This window comes from Streptomyces sp. NBC_00667, from assembly GCF_036226825.1.
GTDB lineage: Bacteria > Actinomycetota > Actinomycetes > Streptomycetales > Streptomycetaceae > Streptomyces.
In genome coordinates this window covers 1,193,453-1,211,954 of record NZ_CP109022.1, presented here as the reverse complement: position 1 = coordinate 1,211,954, position 18,502 = coordinate 1,193,453, and the positions used below count along the sequence as shown (strand labels likewise).

At 68.0% G+C, this 18,502-nt stretch carries 14 protein-coding genes, 2 rRNA genes and 1 riboswitch; of the genes, 13 read left to right on the top strand and 3 right to left on the bottom strand.

Annotated elements, in window-relative coordinates; all coding sequences use genetic code 11:
* Nucleotides 1–29: 29 nt before the first annotated feature.
* The 12 genes from OHA81_RS05865 to OHA81_RS05810 all read left to right on the top strand — a co-directional run bounded on the left by OHA81_RS05865 (nt 30) and on the right by OHA81_RS05810 (nt 13,554).
* Nucleotides 30–3,152, top strand: a 23S ribosomal RNA gene (locus tag OHA81_RS05865).
* Between the two features lie 73 nt (nt 3,153–3,225).
* A 5S ribosomal RNA gene (gene rrf, locus OHA81_RS05860) occupies nt 3,226–3,342 on the top strand.
* Nucleotides 3,343–3,488: 146 nt separating this feature from the next.
* Nucleotides 3,489–4,079 (top strand): CDP-alcohol phosphatidyltransferase family protein, encoded by a 591-nt coding sequence (locus OHA81_RS05855; protein WP_329193432.1) that lies wholly within the window; start codon nt 3,489–3,491, stop codon nt 4,077–4,079.
* A gap of 99 nt (nt 4,080–4,178) precedes the next feature.
* A complete protein-coding gene (locus tag OHA81_RS05850) occupies nt 4,179–6,674 on the top strand; it encodes a mannose-1-phosphate guanyltransferase (protein ID WP_329193430.1) in 2,496 nt (831 codons plus the stop codon).
* A gap of 97 nt (nt 6,675–6,771) precedes the next feature.
* Nucleotides 6,772–7,677: a DUF881 domain-containing protein gene (locus tag OHA81_RS05845; protein ID WP_329193428.1), complete on the top strand. Its 906-nt coding sequence runs from the start codon at nt 6,772–6,774 to the stop codon at nt 7,675–7,677.
* Nucleotides 7,674–8,006, top strand: a complete 333-nt coding sequence (locus OHA81_RS05840; protein WP_030158423.1) for a small basic family protein — start codon at nt 7,674–7,676, stop codon at nt 8,004–8,006. The genes OHA81_RS05845 and OHA81_RS05840 overlap by 4 nt, the downstream gene beginning before the upstream one ends.
* Before the next feature lie 5 nt (nt 8,007–8,011).
* On the top strand, nt 8,012–8,824 hold the full coding sequence (locus OHA81_RS05835) for a DUF881 domain-containing protein (protein WP_443056449.1): 813 nt from the start codon (nt 8,012–8,014) through the stop codon (nt 8,822–8,824).
* 82 nt (nt 8,825–8,906) lie between these two features.
* On the top strand, nt 8,907–9,842 hold the full coding sequence (locus OHA81_RS05830) for an FHA domain-containing protein (RefSeq protein ID WP_329202021.1): 936 nt from the start codon (nt 8,907–8,909) through the stop codon (nt 9,840–9,842).
* Nucleotides 9,843–9,914: 72 nt separating this feature from the next.
* The gene (gene ftsR, locus OHA81_RS05825; protein ID WP_329193425.1) at nt 9,915–10,688 is read left to right on the top strand and encodes a transcriptional regulator FtsR; all 774 of its coding nucleotides are present in this window, start codon (nt 9,915–9,917) and stop codon (nt 10,686–10,688) included.
* A 52-nt stretch (nt 10,689–10,740) separates the two neighbouring features.
* The gene (locus OHA81_RS05820) at nt 10,741–11,214 is read left to right on the top strand and encodes a bifunctional nuclease family protein (protein ID WP_007262890.1); all 474 of its coding nucleotides are present in this window, start codon (nt 10,741–10,743) and stop codon (nt 11,212–11,214) included.
* Between the two features lie 181 nt (nt 11,215–11,395).
* Nucleotides 11,396–12,034 (top strand): MerR family transcriptional regulator, encoded by a 639-nt coding sequence (locus OHA81_RS05815; protein ID WP_329193423.1) that lies wholly within the window; start codon nt 11,396–11,398, stop codon nt 12,032–12,034.
* Nucleotides 12,035–12,096: 62 nt separating this feature from the next.
* A complete protein-coding gene (locus OHA81_RS05810; RefSeq protein WP_329193421.1) occupies nt 12,097–13,554 on the top strand; it encodes a DNA polymerase IV in 1,458 nt (485 codons plus the stop codon).
* Here the strand turns inward: OHA81_RS05810 and OHA81_RS05805 are convergent.
* The gene (locus OHA81_RS05805; RefSeq protein ID WP_329193419.1) at nt 13,551–13,937 is read right to left on the bottom strand and encodes a PRC-barrel domain-containing protein; all 387 of its coding nucleotides are present in this window, start codon (nt 13,935–13,937) and stop codon (nt 13,551–13,553) included. The genes OHA81_RS05810 and OHA81_RS05805 overlap by 4 nt on opposite strands.
* A 128-nt stretch (nt 13,938–14,065) precedes the next feature.
* Nucleotides 14,066–14,164: riboswitch (glycine riboswitch) on the top strand.
* A 197-nt stretch (nt 14,165–14,361) separates the two neighbouring features.
* Between OHA81_RS05805 and gcvP the strand changes: the two genes are divergently transcribed.
* Nucleotides 14,362–17,247 carry an aminomethyl-transferring glycine dehydrogenase gene (gcvP, locus tag OHA81_RS05800; protein WP_329193417.1) on the top strand — a complete coding sequence of 962 codons (2,886 nt, stop codon included), beginning with the start codon at nt 14,362–14,364 and terminating at the stop codon, nt 17,245–17,247.
* Nucleotides 17,248–17,334: 87 nt separating this feature from the next.
* On the opposite strand, the gene OHA81_RS05795 is transcribed toward gcvP, so the two are convergent.
* Together OHA81_RS05795 and OHA81_RS05790 are read right to left on the bottom strand one after the other, a co-directional pair.
* Nucleotides 17,335–17,523 (bottom strand): DUF5999 family protein, encoded by a 189-nt coding sequence (locus OHA81_RS05795; RefSeq protein WP_030236602.1) that lies wholly within the window; start codon nt 17,521–17,523, stop codon nt 17,335–17,337.
* 284 nt (nt 17,524–17,807) lie between these two features.
* Nucleotides 17,808–18,428: a hypothetical protein gene (locus OHA81_RS05790; protein ID WP_329193413.1), complete on the bottom strand. Its 621-nt coding sequence runs from the start codon at nt 18,426–18,428 to the stop codon at nt 17,808–17,810.
* Nucleotides 18,429–18,502: the final 74 nt, after the last annotated feature.

Here is an 18,502-nt window from a genome sequence, read left to right as displayed (position 1 = left end):
AGAACTACACAGTGGACGCGAGCATCTGTGGCCAAGTTTTTAAGGGCGCACGGTGGATGCCTTGGCACCAGGAACCGATGAAGGACGTGAGAGGCCGCGATAGGCCCCGGGGAGCTGCCAACTGAGCTTTGATCCGGGGGTGTCCGAATGGGGAAACCCGGCAGTCGTCATGGGCTGTCACCCACTGCTGAACACATAGGCAGTGTGGAGGGAACGAGGGGAAGTGAAACATCTCAGTACCCTCAGGAAGAGAAAACAACCGTGATTCCGGGAGTAGTGGCGAGCGAAACCGGATGAGGCCAAACCGTATGCGTGTGATACCCGGCAGGGGTTGCGCATGCGGGGTTGTGGGAATGAGCTTGATCGGTCTGCCGGCCGGTCGGCGAGTCAGAAACCGTTGATGTAGTCGAAGGACATGCGAAAGGTCCGGCGTAGAGGGTAAGACCCCCGTAGACGAAACATCAGCGGCTTGCTTGCTCATCTCCCAAGTAGCACGGGGCCCGAGAAATCCCGTGTGAATCTGGCGGGACCACCCGCTAAGCCTAAATATTCCCTGGTGACCGATAGCGGATAGTACCGTGAGGGAATGGTGAAAAGTACCGCGGGAGCGGAGTGAAATAGTACCTGAAACCGTGTGCCTACAAGCCGTGGGAGCGTCGCCGTTGTTCTTCGGAACAACGGTCGTGACTGCGTGCCTTTTGAAGAATGAGCCTGCGAGTTAGCGGTGTGTAGCGAGGTTAACCCGTGTGGGGAAGCCGTAGCGAAAGCGAGTCCGAATAGGGCGATTGAGTTGCACGCTCTAGACCCGAAGCGGAGTGATCTAGCCATGGGCAGGTTGAAGCGGAGGTAAGACTTCGTGGAGGACCGAACCCACCAGGGTTGAAAACCTGGGGGATGACCTGTGGTTAGGGGTGAAAGGCCAATCAAACTCCGTGATAGCTGGTTCTCCCCGAAATGCATTTAGGTGCAGCGTCGTGTGTTTCTTGCCGGAGGTAGAGCACTGGATAGGCGATGGGCCCTACCGGGTTACTGACCTTAGCCAAACTCCGAATGCCGGTAAGTGAGAGCACGGCAGTGAGACTGTGGGGGATAAGCTCCATGGTCGAGAGGGAAACAGCCCAGAGCATCGACTAAGGCCCCTAAGCGTACGCTAAGTGGGAAAGGATGTGGAGTCGCAGAGACAACCAGGAGGTTGGCTTAGAAGCAGCCACCCTTGAAAGAGTGCGTAATAGCTCACTGGTCAAGTGATTCCGCGCCGACAATGTAGCGGGGCTCAAGCGTACCGCCGAAGTCGTGTCATTGCAGCAATAGGGCCAACGCCTGCTGTGATGGGTAGGGGAGCGTCGTGTGCCGGGTGAAGCAGCAGCGGAAGCTAGTTGTGGACGGTTCACGAGTGAGAATGCAGGCATGAGTAGCGATACACACGTGAGAAACGTGTGCGCCGATTGACTAAGGGTTCCTGGGTCAAGCTGATCTGCCCAGGGTAAGTCGGGACCTAAGGCGAGGCCGACAGGCGTAGTCGATGGACAACCGGTTGATATTCCGGTACCCGCTTTGAAACGCCCAATATCGAATCAGGCGATGCTAAGTCCGTGAAGCCGTTCCGGACCCTTCGGGGAAAGGAAAGTGGTGGAGCCGACGAACCAGACTTGTAGTAGGTAAGCGATGGGGTGACGCAGGAAGGTAGTCCAGCCCGGGCGGTGGTTGTCCCGGGGTAAGGGTGTAGGCCGAGGGGTAGGCAAATCCGTCCCTCATTAAGGCTGAGACCTGATGCCGAGCCGATTGTGGTGAAGTGGATGATCCTATGCTGTCGAGAAAAGCCTCTAGCGAGTTTCATGGCGGCCCGTACCCTAAACCGACTCAGGTGGTCAGGTAGAGAATACCGAGGCGTTCGGGTGAACTATGGTTAAGGAACTCGGCAAAATGCCCCCGTAACTTCGGGAGAAGGGGGGCCATCACTGGTGAGGGAACTTGCTTCCTGAGCTGGGGGTGGCCGCAGAGACCAGCGAGAAGCGACTGTTTACTAAAAACACAGGTCCGTGCGAAGCCGTAAGGCGATGTATACGGACTGACGCCTGCCCGGTGCTGGAACGTTAAGGGGACCGGTTAGTGCGCTTTCGGGCGTGCGAAGCTGAGAACTTAAGCGCCAGTAAACGGCGGTGGTAACTATAACCATCCTAAGGTAGCGAAATTCCTTGTCGGGTAAGTTCCGACCTGCACGAATGGCGTAACGACTTCTCGACTGTCTCAACCATAGGCCCGGTGAAATTGCACTACGAGTAAAGATGCTCGTTTCGCGCAGCAGGACGGAAAGACCCCGGGACCTTTACTACAGTTTGATATTGGTGTTCGGTTCGGCTTGTGTAGGATAGGTGGGAGACTTTGAAGCCGTGACGCCAGTCATGGTGGAGTCGCCGTTGAAATACCACTCTGGTCGTGCTGGATGTCTAACCTCGGTCCGTGATCCGGATCAGGGACAGTGTCTGATGGGTAGTTTAACTGGGGCGGTTGCCTCCCAAAGAGTAACGGAGGCGCCCAAAGGTTCCCTCAGCCTGGTTGGCAATCAGGTGTTGAGTGTAAGTGCACAAGGGAGCTTGACTGTGAGACCGACGGGTCGAGCAGGGACGAAAGTCGGGACTAGTGATCCGGCGGTGGCTTGTGGAAGCGCCGTCGCTCAACGGATAAAAGGTACCCCGGGGATAACAGGCTGATCTTCCCCAAGAGTCCATATCGACGGGATGGTTTGGCACCTCGATGTCGGCTCGTCGCATCCTGGGGCTGGAGTCGGTCCCAAGGGTTGGGCTGTTCGCCCATTAAAGCGGTACGCGAGCTGGGTTTAGAACGTCGTGAGACAGTTCGGTCCCTATCCGCTGTGCGCGTAGGAATATTGAGAAGGGCTGTCCCTAGTACGAGAGGACCGGGACGGACGAACCTCTGGTGTGCCAGTTGTCCTGCCAAGGGCATGGCTGGTTGGCTACGTTCGGGAGGGATAACCGCTGAAAGCATCTAAGCGGGAAGCCTGCTTCAAGATGAGTATTCCCACCTCCTTGAGAGGGTAAGGCTCCCAGTAGACGACTGGGTTGATAGGCCAGATGTGGAAGCCCGGTAACGGGTGGAGCTGACTGGTACTAATAGGCCGAGGGCTTGTCCTCAGTTGCTCGCGTCCACTGTGTTAGTTCTGAAGTAACGACCGTGTTGTCATCCGGTTGGTCAACTTCATAGTGTTTCGGTGGTCATAGCGTTAGGGAAACGCCCGGTTACATTCCGAACCCGGAAGCTAAGCCTTTCAGCGCCGATGGTACTGCAGGGGGGACCCTGTGGGAGAGTAGGACGCCGCCGAACAATCATTGCGGGAAGCCCCGCACCAGCCCTTCGGGGCCGGTGCGGGGCTTTTCTGCGTTCAGCTGGCCGGCAGGGCGCCTCGGCCTCTCCTGTAGGGTCAGGGGGCATCGTTCGACTAGTTCTACCGTCACAGTGGAGGCCCCCGGGTGGAGGTCCAGGAGACTCGGGTTCAGACTGACCGAATTTTCACCATTCCGAACATCCTGAGCATGGCTCGCCTCGTCGGCGTACCCCTGTTCCTCTGGCTGATCCTCGCGAAGCACGACGGTTGGGCACTTCTCGTCCTCATGCTCAGCGGCATCAGCGACTACCTCGACGGGAAACTCGCGCGACGCTGGAATCAGATCAGCAAACTCGGCCGCCTGCTGGATCCGGCGGCGGACCGGCTGTACATCCTGACGACGCTCTTCGGTCTGACCTGGCGCGGGATTCTGCCGCTGTGGCTCACCGGTGCCCTGCTGGCCCGTGAGCTGATGCTGCTGGTCATGGTGTGGATCCTGCGCCGGCACGGCTATCCGCCGCCGCAGGTCAACTTCCTCGGCAAGGCCGCGACCTTCAACCTGATGTACGCGTTCCCGTTGCTCCTGCTCAGTGACGGCAACGGTCCGTTGGCCTGGATGGCGTCAGTTTTCGGATGGGCGTTCGCCGGATGGGGTACAACCCTCTATTGGTGGGCAGGAATCCTTTACGTGGTTCAGGTCCGCCGGCTGGTCAAGGCGGATGCCACGGCCGATTGAGCTTGCTCGACGCCGGTACACGCGGAGGAGTTGCGGAGTCACCGTCCGAGACGGGTGAGGTCGGCTTGACCGTCATCTCTCAAGGAGGACTCTTCCGACATGAAGGCCGTCGTGATGGCCGGTGGCGAAGGCACACGTCTTCGCCCCATGACCTCGAGCATGCCCAAGCCGCTCCTGCCGGTGGCGAACCGGCCGATCATGGAGCACGTGCTCAGGCTGCTCAAGCGGCATGGGCTCAATGAGACCGTTGTGACCGTGCAGTTCCTGGCGTCCCTCGTCAAGAACTACTTCGGTGACGGCGAGGAGCTCGGGATGGAGCTCACCTATGCCAACGAGGAGAAGCCACTCGGGACCGCCGGCAGCGTGAAGAACGCCGAAGACGCTTTGAAGGACGACACCTTCCTCGTCATCTCCGGCGACGCGCTCACCGACTTCGACCTCACCGATCTGATCCGCTTCCACAAGGAGAAGGGCGGCCTCGTCACGGTCTGCCTCACTCGGGTACCGAATCCGCTGGAATTCGGCATCACCATCGTGGACGAGGAGGGCAAGGTCGAACGCTTCCTGGAGAAGCCGACGTGGGGGCAGGTCTTCTCGGACACCATCAACACCGGCATCTACGTGATGGAGCCGGAGATCTTCGACTACGTCGACGCGGACGTATCGGTCGACTGGTCCGGTGACGTCTTCCCGCAGCTGATGAAGGAAGGCCGGCCGATCTACGGCTACGTCGCCGAGGGCTACTGGGAGGACGTCGGCACGCACGAGAGCTACGTCAAGGCCCAGGCCGACGTGCTCGAGGGCAAGGTCCAGGTCGACATGGACGGCTTCGAGATCTCGCCCGGCGTGTGGATCGCCGAAGGCGCCGAGGTGAGCCCCGACGCCGTGCTGCGCGGGCCGCTGTACATCGGCGACTACGCCAAGGTCGAGGCGGGCGTCGAGATCCGTGAGCACACGGTCGTGGGGTCGAACGTCGTCGTCAAGAGCGGCGCCTTCCTCCACAAGGCCGTGGTGCACGACAACGTGTACATCGGTCCCCACAGCAATCTGCGCGGCTGTGTGATCGGCAAGAACACCGACATCATGCGGTCCGCCCGGATCGAGGACGGCGCCGTCATCGGCGACGAGTGCCTCGTCGGCGAGGAATCGATCGTCCAGGGGAACGTGCGGGTCTACCCCTTCAAGACGATCGAGGCCGGCGCCTTCGTCAACACCTCCGTCATCTGGGAGTCCCGCGGGCAGGCCCATCTCTTCGGGGCGCGCGGCGTCACCGGGATACTGAACGTGGAGATCACCCCCGAGCTGGTGGTGCGGCTGGCCGGGGCCTACGCGACGACCCTCAAGAAGGGCGCCACGGTCACCACGGCCCGCGACCACTCCCGCGGTGCGCGAGCGCTCAAGCGGGCCGTGATCTCGGCGCTCCAGGCCAGCGCGATCAACGTCCGTGACCTGGAGAACGTGCCGCTGCCCGTCGCCCGGCAGCAGACCGCGAGAGGCAGCGCCGGTGGCATCGTGCTGCGCACCTCGCCGGGGGTGCCGGACTCGGTGGACATCATGTTCCTCGACGAGCGCGGCGCGGACCTCTCCCTGCAGCAGCAGCGCAAGCTGGACCGCGTGTACGCCCGCCAGGAGTACCGGCGCGCGTTCCCCGGCGAGATCGGTGACCTGCAGTTCCCGGGCAGTGTCTTCGACGCCTACACGGGTTCGATGCTGCGGCGCGTGGACATCACCGGGGTCGCGGACTCCGGGCTCAAGGTGGTCGTCGACGCTTCCAACGGCAGCGCGGGCCTGGTGCTGCCCAGCCTGCTCGGCCGGCTCGGGGTGGACGCCCTGACCGTCAACCCCGGGCTCGACGAATCCCGTCCGACGGAAACCAGGGAATCCCGGCGCGCCGGGCTGGTGCGGCTGGGCGAGATCGTGGCCTCGTCGCGGGCGGCCTTCGGCGTGCGCTTCGACCCGGTGGGCGAGCGGATCTCGCTGGTGGACGAACGCGGGCGGATCATCGAAGACGACCGGGCGCTGCTGGTGCTGCTGGACCTCGTCGCCGCCGAGAAGCGCAGCGGCAAGGTCGCGCTGCCGGTGACCACCACGCGTGTCGCCGAGCAGGTGGCGGCCTACCACGGCACCCAGGTGGAGTGGACGACGACCTCGCCGGACGACCTGACGCGGGTGGGCCGCGCGGAGAGCACCATCTTCGGCGGTGACGGCCGCGGCGGGTTCATCGTTCCCGAGTTCAGCAGCGTGTTCGACGGCTCGGCCGCGTTCGTGCAGCTGATCGGCCTGGTGGCGCGCACGCAGCTCACCCTGAGCCAGATCGACGCGCGGATCCCGCGGGCGCACGTCCTCAAGCGCGACGTGCCGACGCCGTGGGCGGTGAAGGGACTCGTCATGCGGCGGGTCGTGGAGGCGGCCGGCGACCGGCAGGTGGACACCACGGACGGGGTGCGCGTGGTCGAGGCCGACGGTCGGTGGGCGCTCGTGCTCCCGGACCCGGCGGAAGCCGTCACGCACCTGTGGGCCGAAGGCCCCGATGACGCGTCCGCGCAGGCGCTGCTCGACGAATGGGCCGCGGTGGTGGACGCGGGCGAACACTGAGGCAGCCGTACCAGCGCCGTCCGGGGCCGGGCGGGAGAGATCTCCCGTCCCGGCCCCCGGACGGCGCATTCGGTGTCGGCGGGGGCATCATGCGACGATGAGCGGCATGTCGCAGCCGCACCACAACCGGAGTTCGGTCACACGGCCCGCGCGCCCGGACGCTTCCATGTCGCTGCTGACGCACGTGATGGACCACAGTCTCGACGAGGGGTACGCGGAGGCCTCTGCGCGGCGTGAAGCCGAGGGCACTTCCGGCCTTCCGCGGACCCTCAAGGCCAAGCTGGCACTCGCGGGCGGCCTCGTGCTCGCCGCGATGGTGGTCACCCTGGGCGCCGCACAGGCGAGGGTGGCGGCGCCGGTGCTGGCCAAGGAGCGTCAGGAGCTCATCGACCGCGTGGACCGGGCCAACGCCCACGCGGACGGGCTGGAGGCGGACATCGAGCGGCTGCGCACGGAGGTCGCCGACCGCCAGCAGGCGGCGCTCAAGCAGACCGGCGGCGACCAGGGCCGGCTCGTGGCGCTGCTGTCCGGGGCGACGGACGTCCGCGGGCCCGGGGTGAAGCTGGTGGTGGACGACGCCAAGGGCTCCTCCTCGGGCGGTGGCGGCGGCCCGCGCGAGACGAAGGGGTTCTCGGACACCGGACGGCTGCGGGACCGGGACATGCAGAAGATCGTCAACGGTCTGTGGCAGTCGGGGGCCGAGGCGATTTCGATCAACGGGCAGCGGCTGACGGCGCTGTCCGCGATCAGGGCCGCCGGTGACGCGATACTGGTCGACAACAGGCCGCTCGTGCCGCCGTACGAGGTCCTCGCCGTGGGTGACGGCAAGCGGCTGGGCACCCGGTTCCAGGACTCGGCCGGCGGCCAGTACCTGCACGCGCTCCAGGAGAGCTACGGGATCCGCTCCAGCCTGTCGCCCGTGGACGACCTCCGCCTCCAGGCGGCGTCGAGCCTCGCCGTACGCACAGCCACAGCAGAACAGCCGAAGAAGGGTGCATCGTGATCGCGGTACTGGGCCTCGTGGCCGGAGTGGTGGTCGGGCTGCTGGTCCGGCCCGAAGTGCCGGCCGTGGTGGAGCCATATCTGCCGATCGCCGTGGTGGCGGCGCTGGACGCGGTGTTCGGCGGCCTGCGCGCCATGCTGGACGGCATCTTCGTCGACAAGGTCTTCGTCGTGTCGTTCCTGTCCAACGTGGTGGTGGCCGCGCTGATCGTCTTCCTCGGCGACAAGCTGGGCGTCGGCTCGCAGCTGTCGACCGGTGTGGTGGTCGTGCTCGGCATCCGCATCTTCTCCAACGCGGCGGCCATCCGCCGGCACGTGTTCCGGGCGTGAGGCCGATGAGTACGAACGGAACCCCTCCCGAGGAACCGAACGTTCCGGAGCAGCCTCTTGTAGGAGGGACACCGGCACCGGCCCGGGCCCCGCAGGAGAGCGGCCGCCGGCGGCTGGCGGAGGGCCTGTGGCCACCGCGGCTGAGCCGGGCGCAACTGGTCGTCGCGCTGCTGCTGTTCGTACTGGGACTGGGCCTGGCCATCCAGGTGCGGTCCAACAGCGACTCCAGCGCTCCGCTGCGCGGAGCCCGCCAGGAGGACCTCGTACGGATCCTCGACGAACTGGACGGGCGCACCAAGCGGCTGGAGGACGAGAAGCAGAAGCTGGAGGACCAGCGGAAGGAGCTGGAGAGCAGCTCCAACCAGGCGGAGGAGGCGCGCAAGCAGACCGTGGAGAAGGAACGCCAACTGGGCATCCTGGCCGGTACCGTGGCCGCACAGGGCCCCGGCATCACGCTGCGGATCACCGACCCCAAGGGCCAGGTGCAGTCCGATCAGCTGCTGGACACCCTCCAGGAGCTGCGGGCGGCCGGCGCCGAGGCGATCCAGATCAACGGCGTGCGGGTCGTGGCGAGCTCGTTCTTCTCGGACGAGGGCGGTGGGGTCGCGATCGACGGTAAGAAGATCACACAGCCCTACGAGTTCAGGGTGATCGGCAAGCCCCAGGACTTGGAGCCGGCGCTCAACATCCCCGGCGGTGTGGTGCAGACGCTGGAGAAGGAGCAGGCCACGGCCGCCGTCACACGGTCGGCCAAGATCGTCGTGGACGCCTTGCGGGCTGCGAAGCAGCCTGACTACGCTCGGTCGTCATCGTCGTGAGGCGGGGCGGAATGTGGAGCGGCTCACGTGGGCGGATGCCTGCGGGGGGTCGACGCGCCGAAGTCGCGGTGCGTGGTGGAAACTGTCTGGTGGTTACGGACGTTGTGAGAATGTCCGGGTCGGCAGGTGTGTGCATGCGGAGTTCGTCCTGCCCCACGGGCGGGTCTGTTTCGGTCAAGGGGAATCGCCCGTGAAGTTGTTTGAGAAGTTGTTCGGCAAGAAGAACCGCGAGGAGAGCGGTGCTCGCCACCGTGCGGGGCACGGGGACGGGGAGGCTCAGGCCGACCGGCCCCTCTTCCGGGACGAGGTCGGGTCCGGGGGTGACATTCCGGGCGCTCCGGGCGCGTCGTCCGTTGACCCCGCCGGTTCCGGACGCATAGGTTTCGGTGAACCGCCAACCTCAAGTGCGGGTGGAGGGTTTGCCTCCGACCCGTATGCCACCAATGCCTCCGCGGGGCAGCCGCGGCGCGAGGAGCCGTCCATGTCGGCCGAGCAGGTTTGCAGCAGGTGTGGCCACCGCAGCGATGCGGCGAGCCGGTTCTGCTCCAACTGCGGGGCGCCGCTGCGGGCGGGTCTGACGCCGGAGCGTGCCTCGGAGACCACGTCCACCATCTCGATCTCGGGCCTGGAAGCCTACGAGGCCGAGGTGGCGGGGCACGTGCCGTCCTCGCTTTCCCCCGAGGCCCAGGCCGCGGTGGAAGCCCTGCCCCCGGGTTCCGCCCTGCTCATCGTGCGGCGCGGTCCCAACTCCGGCAGCCGCTTCCTGCTGGACGGCGAACTGACCACGGCGGGCCGGCACCCGCAGAGCGACATCTTCCTGGACGACGTCACCGTCTCCCGGCGGCACGTCGAGTTCCGCAGGAGCCAGGACGGCGGGTTCACCGTCTCCGACGTGGGCAGTCTCAACGGCACGTACGTCAACCGTGAGCCGATCGACTCGGTCGCCCTGCACAACGGCGACGAGGTGCAGATCGGCAAGTACCGGCTGGTCTTCTACGCGAGCCTGCGGGGCATCTGACCCTCCCCCGGGGCGCCTTCCCGGCCACCGCCGGAAAGGGTGCTCCCCTGGGGAACCGACAGGGAAGGTCCCATGCTGCGTACCCCGTCCGGCGGTGCCGCGAAGAACGGCACCGCCGGGACCGCCGGGCGGCTGGTGAGCATCGGCACGGTGCTGACCATGCTGCGCGACGAGTTCCCCGACGTCACCATCTCGAAGATCCGCTTCCTGGAGGCGGAGGGGCTGGTCGAGCCCAGACGCACACCTTCCGGATACCGCAAGTTCAGCACCGACGACGTCGAACGGCTGAGCCGGATCCTGCGTCTGCAGCGGGACCACTACCTGCCGCTGAAAGTCATCCGGGAGCAGCTCGACGCACTCGACCGCGGCGAGCAGATCCGTATCCCCGCCCCCACGGCGCCCCGTGACCCGGGCGGCGCGACCGGAACCACCGGACCCGCGGCCGCGTACGGCGAGGTGGGCCGGGAGCGGCCGTCTGCGGCCCGCGTGGGGCGGGCGGAGCTGCTCGCCGCCGCGGAGGTGGACGAGGAGCAGTTGGCGGAGTGGGAGTCGTACGGCCTTCTCGGCGAGGCGCCGGACGGCGGGTTCGATGCCGAGGCGGTCACCGTGGCCCGGCTGATCGCCGATCTCGGCCGTTTCGGGCTGGAGCCCAGGCACCTGCGGGCGATGAAGGCGGCAGCGGACCGCGAGGCCGGACTGGTGGAGCAGGTCGTCTCCCCGCTGCGTCGGCACCGCAACCCGCAGACCAGGGCCCATGCCGAGGCCACCATGAAAGAGCTGGCGGGACTCTCCGTACGGCTGCACGAGGCTCTCGTGCAGACCGCACTCGGGGTCCGTCTGCGTTGACCGGAAAGAGCCCGACTACCCAAACCGGTCGGGCACGTCCTAGGGTTGCTGTGTGAACGAGCTCGACGTTGTGGGTGTCCGGGTGGAAATGCCCTCGAACCAACCGATCGTGCTCCTGCGTGAAGTGGGAGGCGATCGGTACCTCCCCATCTGGATCGGTCCCGGGGAGGCGACCGCCATCGCCTTCGCGCAGCAGGGGATGGCGCCTGCCCGGCCGCTGACGCACGACCTGTTCAAGGACGTGCTGGAGGCGGTCGGTGAGGAGCTCACCGAGGTCCGGATCACGGATCTGCGGGAGGGCGTCTTCTACGCGGAGCTCGTCTTCGCGAGCGGGGTCGAGGTGAGCGCGCGTCCTTCGGACGCCATAGCGCTCGCCCTGCGGACGGGGACGCCGATCTACGGCAGTGACGGTGTGCTGGACGACGCCGGCATCGCCATTCCGGACGAGCAGGAGGACGAGGTGGAGAAGTTCCGCGAGTTCCTCGACCAGATCTCGCCCGAGGACTTCGGCACCGGCCCGCAGTGAGACGGCGGACAAGCCGCCCACCTGGGACATTCTGCCCATTCGGTGAGCCATTCCCCGATTTGGGGCACGGGAAACCACTCTCAGGGTGATTATCACTCGGCGTGCCGAGTGTGGCGATCGTTGACGCACCCCTGGTGACTGCCTACCTTCGAGGTGGGCAGGTCAAGGACGGAGGGTCGGCGTGAGCATCACGGGCGACGGCATGACCGGGGGCATCCCCGCACGGAGTGACGGTGGGCCGTACCCGCTGCACGGCGGTGCGGCGGGCAGTGCGCGCCGTCAGCCGGAACCGGCGCCGGCCGCCCAGGGGGGCGGGGCCCCGGCGCCCGAGCAGGTCGGCTACCGGGGACCGACGGCGTGCGCCGCGGCCGGCATCACCTACCGCCAGCTCGACTACTGGGCGCGGACGGGCCTGGTGGAGCCGAGCGTGCGCCCGGCCCACGGCTCGGGGACGCAGCGGCTGTACAGCTTCCGCGACGTGGTGGTCCTCAAGATCGTCAAACGCTTCCTCGACACCGGCGTCGCGCTGCAGAACATCCGTACCGCGGTGCAGCACCTGCGCGACCGCGGCTTCTCGGACCTGGAGCGCATGACCTTGATGAGCGACGGCGCCACCGTCTATGAGTGCACCTCCCCGGACCAGGTCGTCAGCCTGCTCCAGGGGGGACAGGGCGTCTTCGGCATCGCGGTGGGCGTGGTCTGGCGGGACGTGGAGAACGCCTTGTCGCAGTTGCACGGGGAACGCATCGACACCGGCGAGACGCTGGTGGGCCACAATCCGAGGGACGAACTGGCCGCCCGCCGCAACCGGGCCGTCTGAGGCGCCACGAGCCGCCGGCGCCCCGGGCGGCGTTGTCAGTGGCGTAGGGCAGCATCGGAGCTGTGAGAGCCGCGCCGACCATCCTCCACCTGGACATGGACGCCTTCTACGCCGCCGTGGAGCAGGCGTCGAAGCCGAGCCTGCGCGGAAAGCCGGTGATCGTCGGCGGCCTCGGACCGCGCGGGGTCGTCGCCACCGCCTCCTACGAGGCCAGGCGGTTCGGGGTGCATTCCGCGATGCCGACGGCCCAGGCCAGGCGGCTGTGCCCGAACGGCGCGTACCTGATCCCCCGCTTCACCCTGTACCGGGAGGTCAGCGAGACCGTCATGGCCCTGCTGCGGGCCCTGTCCCCCCTGGTGGAGCCGCTCAGCCTCGACGAGGCGTTCGTGGACCTGGAGGCGGGCGGTGTCGCCTTCGACTCGGCGACCGCCCGGGCCACGGGGGAGCGGCTGCGGGCCGACATCATGGCCGCCACCGGGCTCAGCGGCTCCGTGGGGCTGGCCGGCTCCAAGATGCTGGCCAAGGTCGCCTCGGAGGAGGCCAAACCGGCCGGGCTGCTGCTGATCGAGCCCGGGACGGAGCGGGAACTGCTCGCGCCGATGTCGGTGCGGACCCTGCCGGGCGTCGGACCGGCCACCGGGGAGCACCTGCGGCGGGCCGGGATCACCACGGTGGGGGACCTGGCCGAGGCCGGGGAGGACGAGCTGGTCCGGATGGTCGGGCGGGCCCACGGGGCGGGGCTCTACCGCATGGCGCTGGGCCTGGACGACCGGCCCGTGGTCGCCGAGCGGGACGCGAAGTCGGTGTCCGTGGAGGACACCTTCGACGTGGACCTGCACGACCGGGTGCGGATCCGGTACGAGGTGCAGCGGCTCGCCGACCGCTGTGTGGGGCGGCTGCGCGGCTCGGGCCACTCCGGGCGCACCATCGTGCTCAAGGTGCGGCGCTACGACTTCTCGACGCTGACCCGCTCGGAGACGCTCCGGGGCCCCACCGACGACCCTGCGGTGGTGCGGGAGGCGGCCCAGCGGCTGCTGGAGTCCGTGGACACCACGGGCGGGGTGCGGCTGCTGGGGGTCGGGGTGACGGGGCTCGCGGACTACACGCAGGAGGACCTGTTCGCCCAGGCCGACGCGCTGGCCGAGGCGCTGGCCGCGCCGGGGGGCGCCGAAGGCGGCCCGGCGGGAGAGCCGGAGGCCGATGGGCCGGACGGGGCGCAGGAGCCCGATGGGGCGGCCGTGGCGGGCGTGGCGGCCGCGCCGGTCACCGGCGGCGTGGAGGAGCCCGAGCCGGCCGCCGAGCGTCGCTGGCCGGCCGGCAGCGACGTCATGCACGCGGTCTACGGCCCGGGCTGGGTCCAGGGGAGCGGGATCGGCCGGGTGACGGTGCGCTTCGAGCGGCCCGGATCGGCGCCGGGGCGGGTACGCACCTTCCGGCTGGACGACCCCGAACTGGAGCCGTCCGATCCGCTGCCGCTCGTGGGGGAGCTCGGGGAGGAGGAGGGACCGGACAGCCGTTAGCCCTCGCCGGCCAGGCTGCCGAAGTCGCGGGGCTGCGCAGGAGGCGGGGGGTGGTGGAAGTCCGTCGGCAGGGTCACGTCCAGCCCGTAGTGGTGGTAGAGCTGGAGTTCCTGCTCCGGGGAGAGGTGGCGGCCGACCCCGAAGTCCGGGGCGTCCTTGATCAGGGAACGTTCGAAGGGCACCCGGAGCGTGTCGTCGACCACCTCACTGGGCTCCAACGGAACGAAGGCGTCCCGGCTGAACAGGCCGGTCCGCACGGCGGCCCACTCGGGTACGCCGGTGGCATCGTCGAGGTAGACCTCGTCCACGGTGCCGATCTTGGCGCCATTGCGGTCGAACGCCTTGCGGCCGATGAGACTGCGGGGATCGATGTCGGTCTGCACGGTCCGGTCCCTCCAAGTGGTCGCAACTGCTCCGTAATGACTCGTAATGACTACAGAAGGGCAAATCCGCAGCGGGGGCCACTTGAGGGAGCTTCCAGATCCTCGCTGGTAGGCTGAGTGATGGCTGTTGACCCTGTGCGGGAGAGTCCTCCGAGTGAGAACGACGGAGGCGCCGAAGGAGCAAATCCTCCCCGGAATCTCTCAGGCATACGTACCGCACGTGACGAGGCCACTCTGGAAAGCAGGGGCGGGTACCGGGCGCGCAGTACCGGTTCCCCTCCTCACCGACGGTGAAAGCCGGAATCCGCGGGTCATCCCCGCGACTCCGGTGAAGCTCTCAGGTTGAGATGACAGAGGGGGAGGCCGTCCGGGTGCCCGCGCCGTGGTGCCCCTCGCAGGTCGTACGACCAGGAGGCCTCCGTACATGACCGCCAACCGCATTCCGCTCTCTCAGCTGGAGCGAGGCATCCCCTTCGAGCAGCGCCACATCGGCCCGGATGCCGAGGCGCAGGCCAAGATGCTCGCCCAGGTGGGCTACGGCTCCCTGGACGAACTGACCGCCGCCGCGGTACCGGATGTGATCAAGACCGCGGCCGCGTTGAACCTCCCCGAGGCGCGGACCGAGGCCGAGGTGCTGGCCGAGCTCCGCTCGCTCGCCGACCGCAACCAGGTCCTCTCCTCCATGATCGGCCTCGGTTACTACGGCACCTTCACGCCGCCGGTGATCCTGCGCAACGTCATGGAGAACCCGGCCTGGTACACGGCCTACACGCCGTACCAGCCGGAGATCTCGCAGGGCCGCCTGGAGGCGCTGCTGAACTTCCAGACCGTCGTCGCCGACCTGACCGGCCTGCCGACCTCGGGTGCCTCCCTGCTCGACGAGGGCACCGCGGCCGCCGAGGCCATGTCGCTGGCCCGCCGCGTCGGCAAGGTCAAGGGCGGCGTCTTCCTGATCGACGCCGACGCCCTGCCCCAGACCATCGCCGTGATCGAGACCCGCGCCGAGCCGATCGGGGTCGAGGTCGTCGTCGCGGACCTGTCCGAGGGCATCCCGGCCGAGATCGCCGAGCGCGGTGTCTTCGGCGTGCTGCTCCAGTACCCCGGCGCCTCCGGCGCCGTGCGGGAGATCAAGCCGGTCATCGACCAGGCGCACGAGCTGGGCGCGATCGTCACCGTCTCCGCCGACCTCCTCGCGCTGACCCTGCTGGTCTCCCCGGGGGAGCTCGGCGCCGACATCGCGGTGGGCACCACGCAGCGCTTCGGCGTCCCGATGGGCTTCGGCGGACCGCACGCCGGCTACATGGCCGTCCAGGCCAAGCACGCCCGCTCGCTGCCCGGCCGCCTCGTCGGCGTCTCCGTCGACGCGGACGGCAACAAGGCCTACCGCCTCGCCCTCCAGACCCGCGAGCAGCACATCCGCCGCGAGAAGGCCACCAGCAACATCTGCACCGCGCAGGTGCTCCTCGCCGTCATGGCCGGGATGTACGCCGTCTACCACGGCCCGGACGGCCTGCGCACGATCGCCCGCCGGACCCACCGCTACGCCGCCCTGCTCGCCGCGGGCCTGACGGCCGGCGGGGTCGAGGTCGTGCACGGCGCGTACTTCGACACCGTCACCGCCCGGGTTCCCGGACGGGCCGCCGAGGTCGTGGCCGCCGCCCGCGAGGCCGGGGTCAACCTCTACCGGGCCGACGCCGACCTCGTCTCCATCGCCTGTGACGAGACGACGCTGCGCGCCGACATCGAGGCCGTCTGGGGCGCCTTCGGCGTCACGGCGGACATCGAGGCGCTGGACGCCACCGCCGAGGACACGCTGCCCGAGGGTCTGCTGCGCTCGGACCAGTACCTGACGCACCCGGTGTTCCACCAGCACCGCAGCGAGACCGCCATGCTGCGCTACCTGCGCAAGCTCGCGGACAAGGACTACGCGCTGGACCGCGGCATGATCCCGCTGGGCTCCTGCACGATGAAGCTCAACGCGACCACCGAGATGGAGCCGGTGACCTGGCCCGAGTTCGGCCAGCTGCACCCGTTCGCCCCGGTGGAGCAGGCCGAGGGCTACCTCACGCTCATCACCGAGCTGGAGGAACGTCTCTGCGAGGTCACCGGCTACGACAAGGTCTCGATCCAGCCGAACGCCGGCTCCCAGGGTGAGCTCGCCGGTCTGCTGGCCGTGCGCGCCTACCACCGCGCGAACGGCGACGAGCAGCGCACCATCTGCCTCATCCCGTCCTCGGCGCACGGCACTAACGCCGCCAGCGCCGTGATGGCCGGCATGAAGGTCGTCGTCGTCAAGACCGCCGACGACGGCGAGGTGGACGCGGACGACCTGCGCGCCAAGATCGAGCAGTACCGCGACGAGCTCGCCGTCCTGATGATCACCTACCCCTCGACGCACGGTGTCTTCGAGGAGCACGTCGCCGACATCTGCGCCCAGGTGCACGAGGCGGGCGGCCAGGTCTACGTGGACGGCGCCAACCTCAACGCCCTGGTGGGTCTGGCCAAGCCGGGCCACTTCGGCGGCGACGTCTCGCACCTGAACCTGCACAAGACCTTCTGCATCCCGCACGGCGGCGGCGGTCCGGGCGTCGGCCCGGTCGGTGTCCGGGCGCACCTCGCCCCCTACCTGCCCAACCACCCGCTCCAGCCGACCGCCGGCCCCGAGACGGGCGTCGGCCCGATCTCCGCGGCGCCCTGGGGTTCGGCCGGCATCCTGCCGATCTCCTGGTCCTACGTCCGCCTGATGGGCGGCGAGGGTCTCAAGCGCGCCACCCAGGTGGCGGTGCTCGGTGCCAACTACATCGCCAAGCGTCTGGAGCCGCACTACCCGGTGCTCTACACGGGCCCCGGCAACCTGGTCGCGCACGAGTGCATCATCGACCTGCGGCCGCTGTCGAAGACGACGGGCGTGAGCGTGGACGACATCGCCAAGCGTCTGATCGACTACGGCTTCCACGCCCCGACGATGTCCTTCCCGGTGGCCGGCACGCTGATGATCGAGCCGACGGAGTCCGAGGACCTCGCCGAGATCGACCGGTTCTGCGACGCGATGATCGCCATCCGCGGCGAGATCGAGCGGGTCGCGGGCGGCGAGTGGCCGGTGGACGACAACCCGCTGGCCAACTCCCCCCACACCGCGGCGGCGCTCGGCGGCGAGTGGAACCACCCGTACAGCCGTGACGAGGCCGTCTTCCCGGGCGGCGTCACCGCGGCCGAGAAGTACTGGCCGCCGGTGCGCCGGATCGACGGCGCCTTCGGCGACCGGAACCTGGTGTGCTCCTGCCCGCCGCTGGACGAGTACGACGCCTGAGCCGTCTCCCCGTAGACGGACGACGTAGGAAGGGGCCGGTCCCGGAGCGCATGCTCCGGGACCGGCCCCCTTCTCGTGAGCGAGCCGTCAGGCGACCGCGAGCGGGCGGTGCGGGGCGATGATCTGGCCGTCCGGCAGCAGCTCACCGGTGTCCTCGAAGAGCAGGACGCCGTTGCACAGCAGGCTCCAGCCCTGTTCCGGGTGGTTGGCCACCGGGCGCGCGGCCTCCCGGTCGGCGGACTCTGATGACGGGCAGGCAGGCTGGTGCTGGCACATGGATGCGTTCTTTCGCTGCGGTGTGGTCTGCGTGCTACGGCTCGATGTGTGTTTCATGGCCGTCCCCCTGGTTTCATCCCCGCACCAGCGGGGAGCGTGTCGTCAGTCTTCCCCCATGACGGCTGCTTCGCAGGGATTTCCCGGCAGCTGTCCTCATAGATTGAGGACGCATCACTCGTGCGGGCGGTTCAGCCAACTGCCTTGTCGATCGGGGTGGTTCCGCGCTGGCCCAAGCGGGCTAGGCCGCATGGGCCACTCGGGCCATGCCGGTCGGTCCGTGCAGGTCAGGCCGCCGGAGCGGCCACCGGCGGCGGTGTCGGAGGCGCCGTACGCCGCAGCCGGTGGGTCAGTACGGGCAGCAGTTCGGACACCGGGTGCGGCCGGTAGGGGGCGATCCCGGGCGGGGCCGGTGCCAGGGGCACCAGCAGGTCGGCAGCGGCCGGCAGCCCGGCGGAGGCGTCGGCGTTCACGGCACCGTGCAGCCACAGCGTCAGCATGTACAGCTCCGGTACGGACAGCAGCCTGGGCTGGTAGCCCTGGCCGAGCGACTCCGCCTGGCGCAGCGCGCGTTCGGTCGCCGCCACGTAGGGGCCCTCGAAGAAGTGCGAGAAGGCCCAGCCGTCCGGGGTGAGCCGGGTGTCGGCGGCCGCGACGAACCGGTCGCCGCTGCGGATCAGGAACCGCCAGCCCGTCAGCCGCGTGCGGGGCGGCCTGCCGCCGGGGACCAGCGCCGAGGAGTGCAGCCGGTCGAGGACGTGGACCGGCAGGGGGAGTTCGGCGGTGACCGGCCCTTGCAAGGCGCGCAGGGAAGGTGTGTGTGCCTCGTTGACGGCGGTGGGGGAACCGAGTGCCGCGAGGACGCTGCGCAGGGCGGGCGCGGGAGCCGGAGGGACATGCAGCGGCATGGTGGGTCGCCTCTCACTTGGGAGACCGGTGCTACGGGAGAAGGTGCGGACGGCGCTGTCGCATTCTGGGGTCA

Bases quoted from the DNA above. Each gene is read 5' to 3' on its own strand.
- OHA81_RS05850 (WP_329193430.1), top strand. From the start codon at position 4,179: ATGAAGGCCGTCGTGATGGCCGGTGGCGAAGGCACACGTCTTCGCCCC.
- OHA81_RS05845 (WP_329193428.1), top strand. From the start codon at position 6,772: ATGAGCGGCATGTCGCAGCCGCACCACAACCGGAGTTCGGTCACACGG.
- OHA81_RS05835 (WP_443056449.1), top strand. From the start codon at position 8,012: ATGAGTACGAACGGAACCCCTCCCGAGGAACCGAACGTTCCGGAGCAG.
- ftsR (WP_329193425.1), top strand. From the start codon at position 9,915: ATGCTGCGTACCCCGTCCGGCGGTGCCGCGAAGAACGGCACCGCCGGG.
- gcvP (WP_329193417.1), top strand. From the start codon at position 14,362: ATGACCGCCAACCGCATTCCGCTCTCTCAGCTGGAGCGAGGCATCCCC.
- OHA81_RS05795 (WP_030236602.1), bottom strand. From the start codon at position 17,523: ATGTGCCAGCACCAGCCTGCCTGCCCGTCATCAGAGTCCGCCGACCGG.
- OHA81_RS05790 (WP_329193413.1), bottom strand. From the start codon at position 18,428: ATGCCGCTGCATGTCCCTCCGGCTCCCGCGCCCGCCCTGCGCAGCGTC.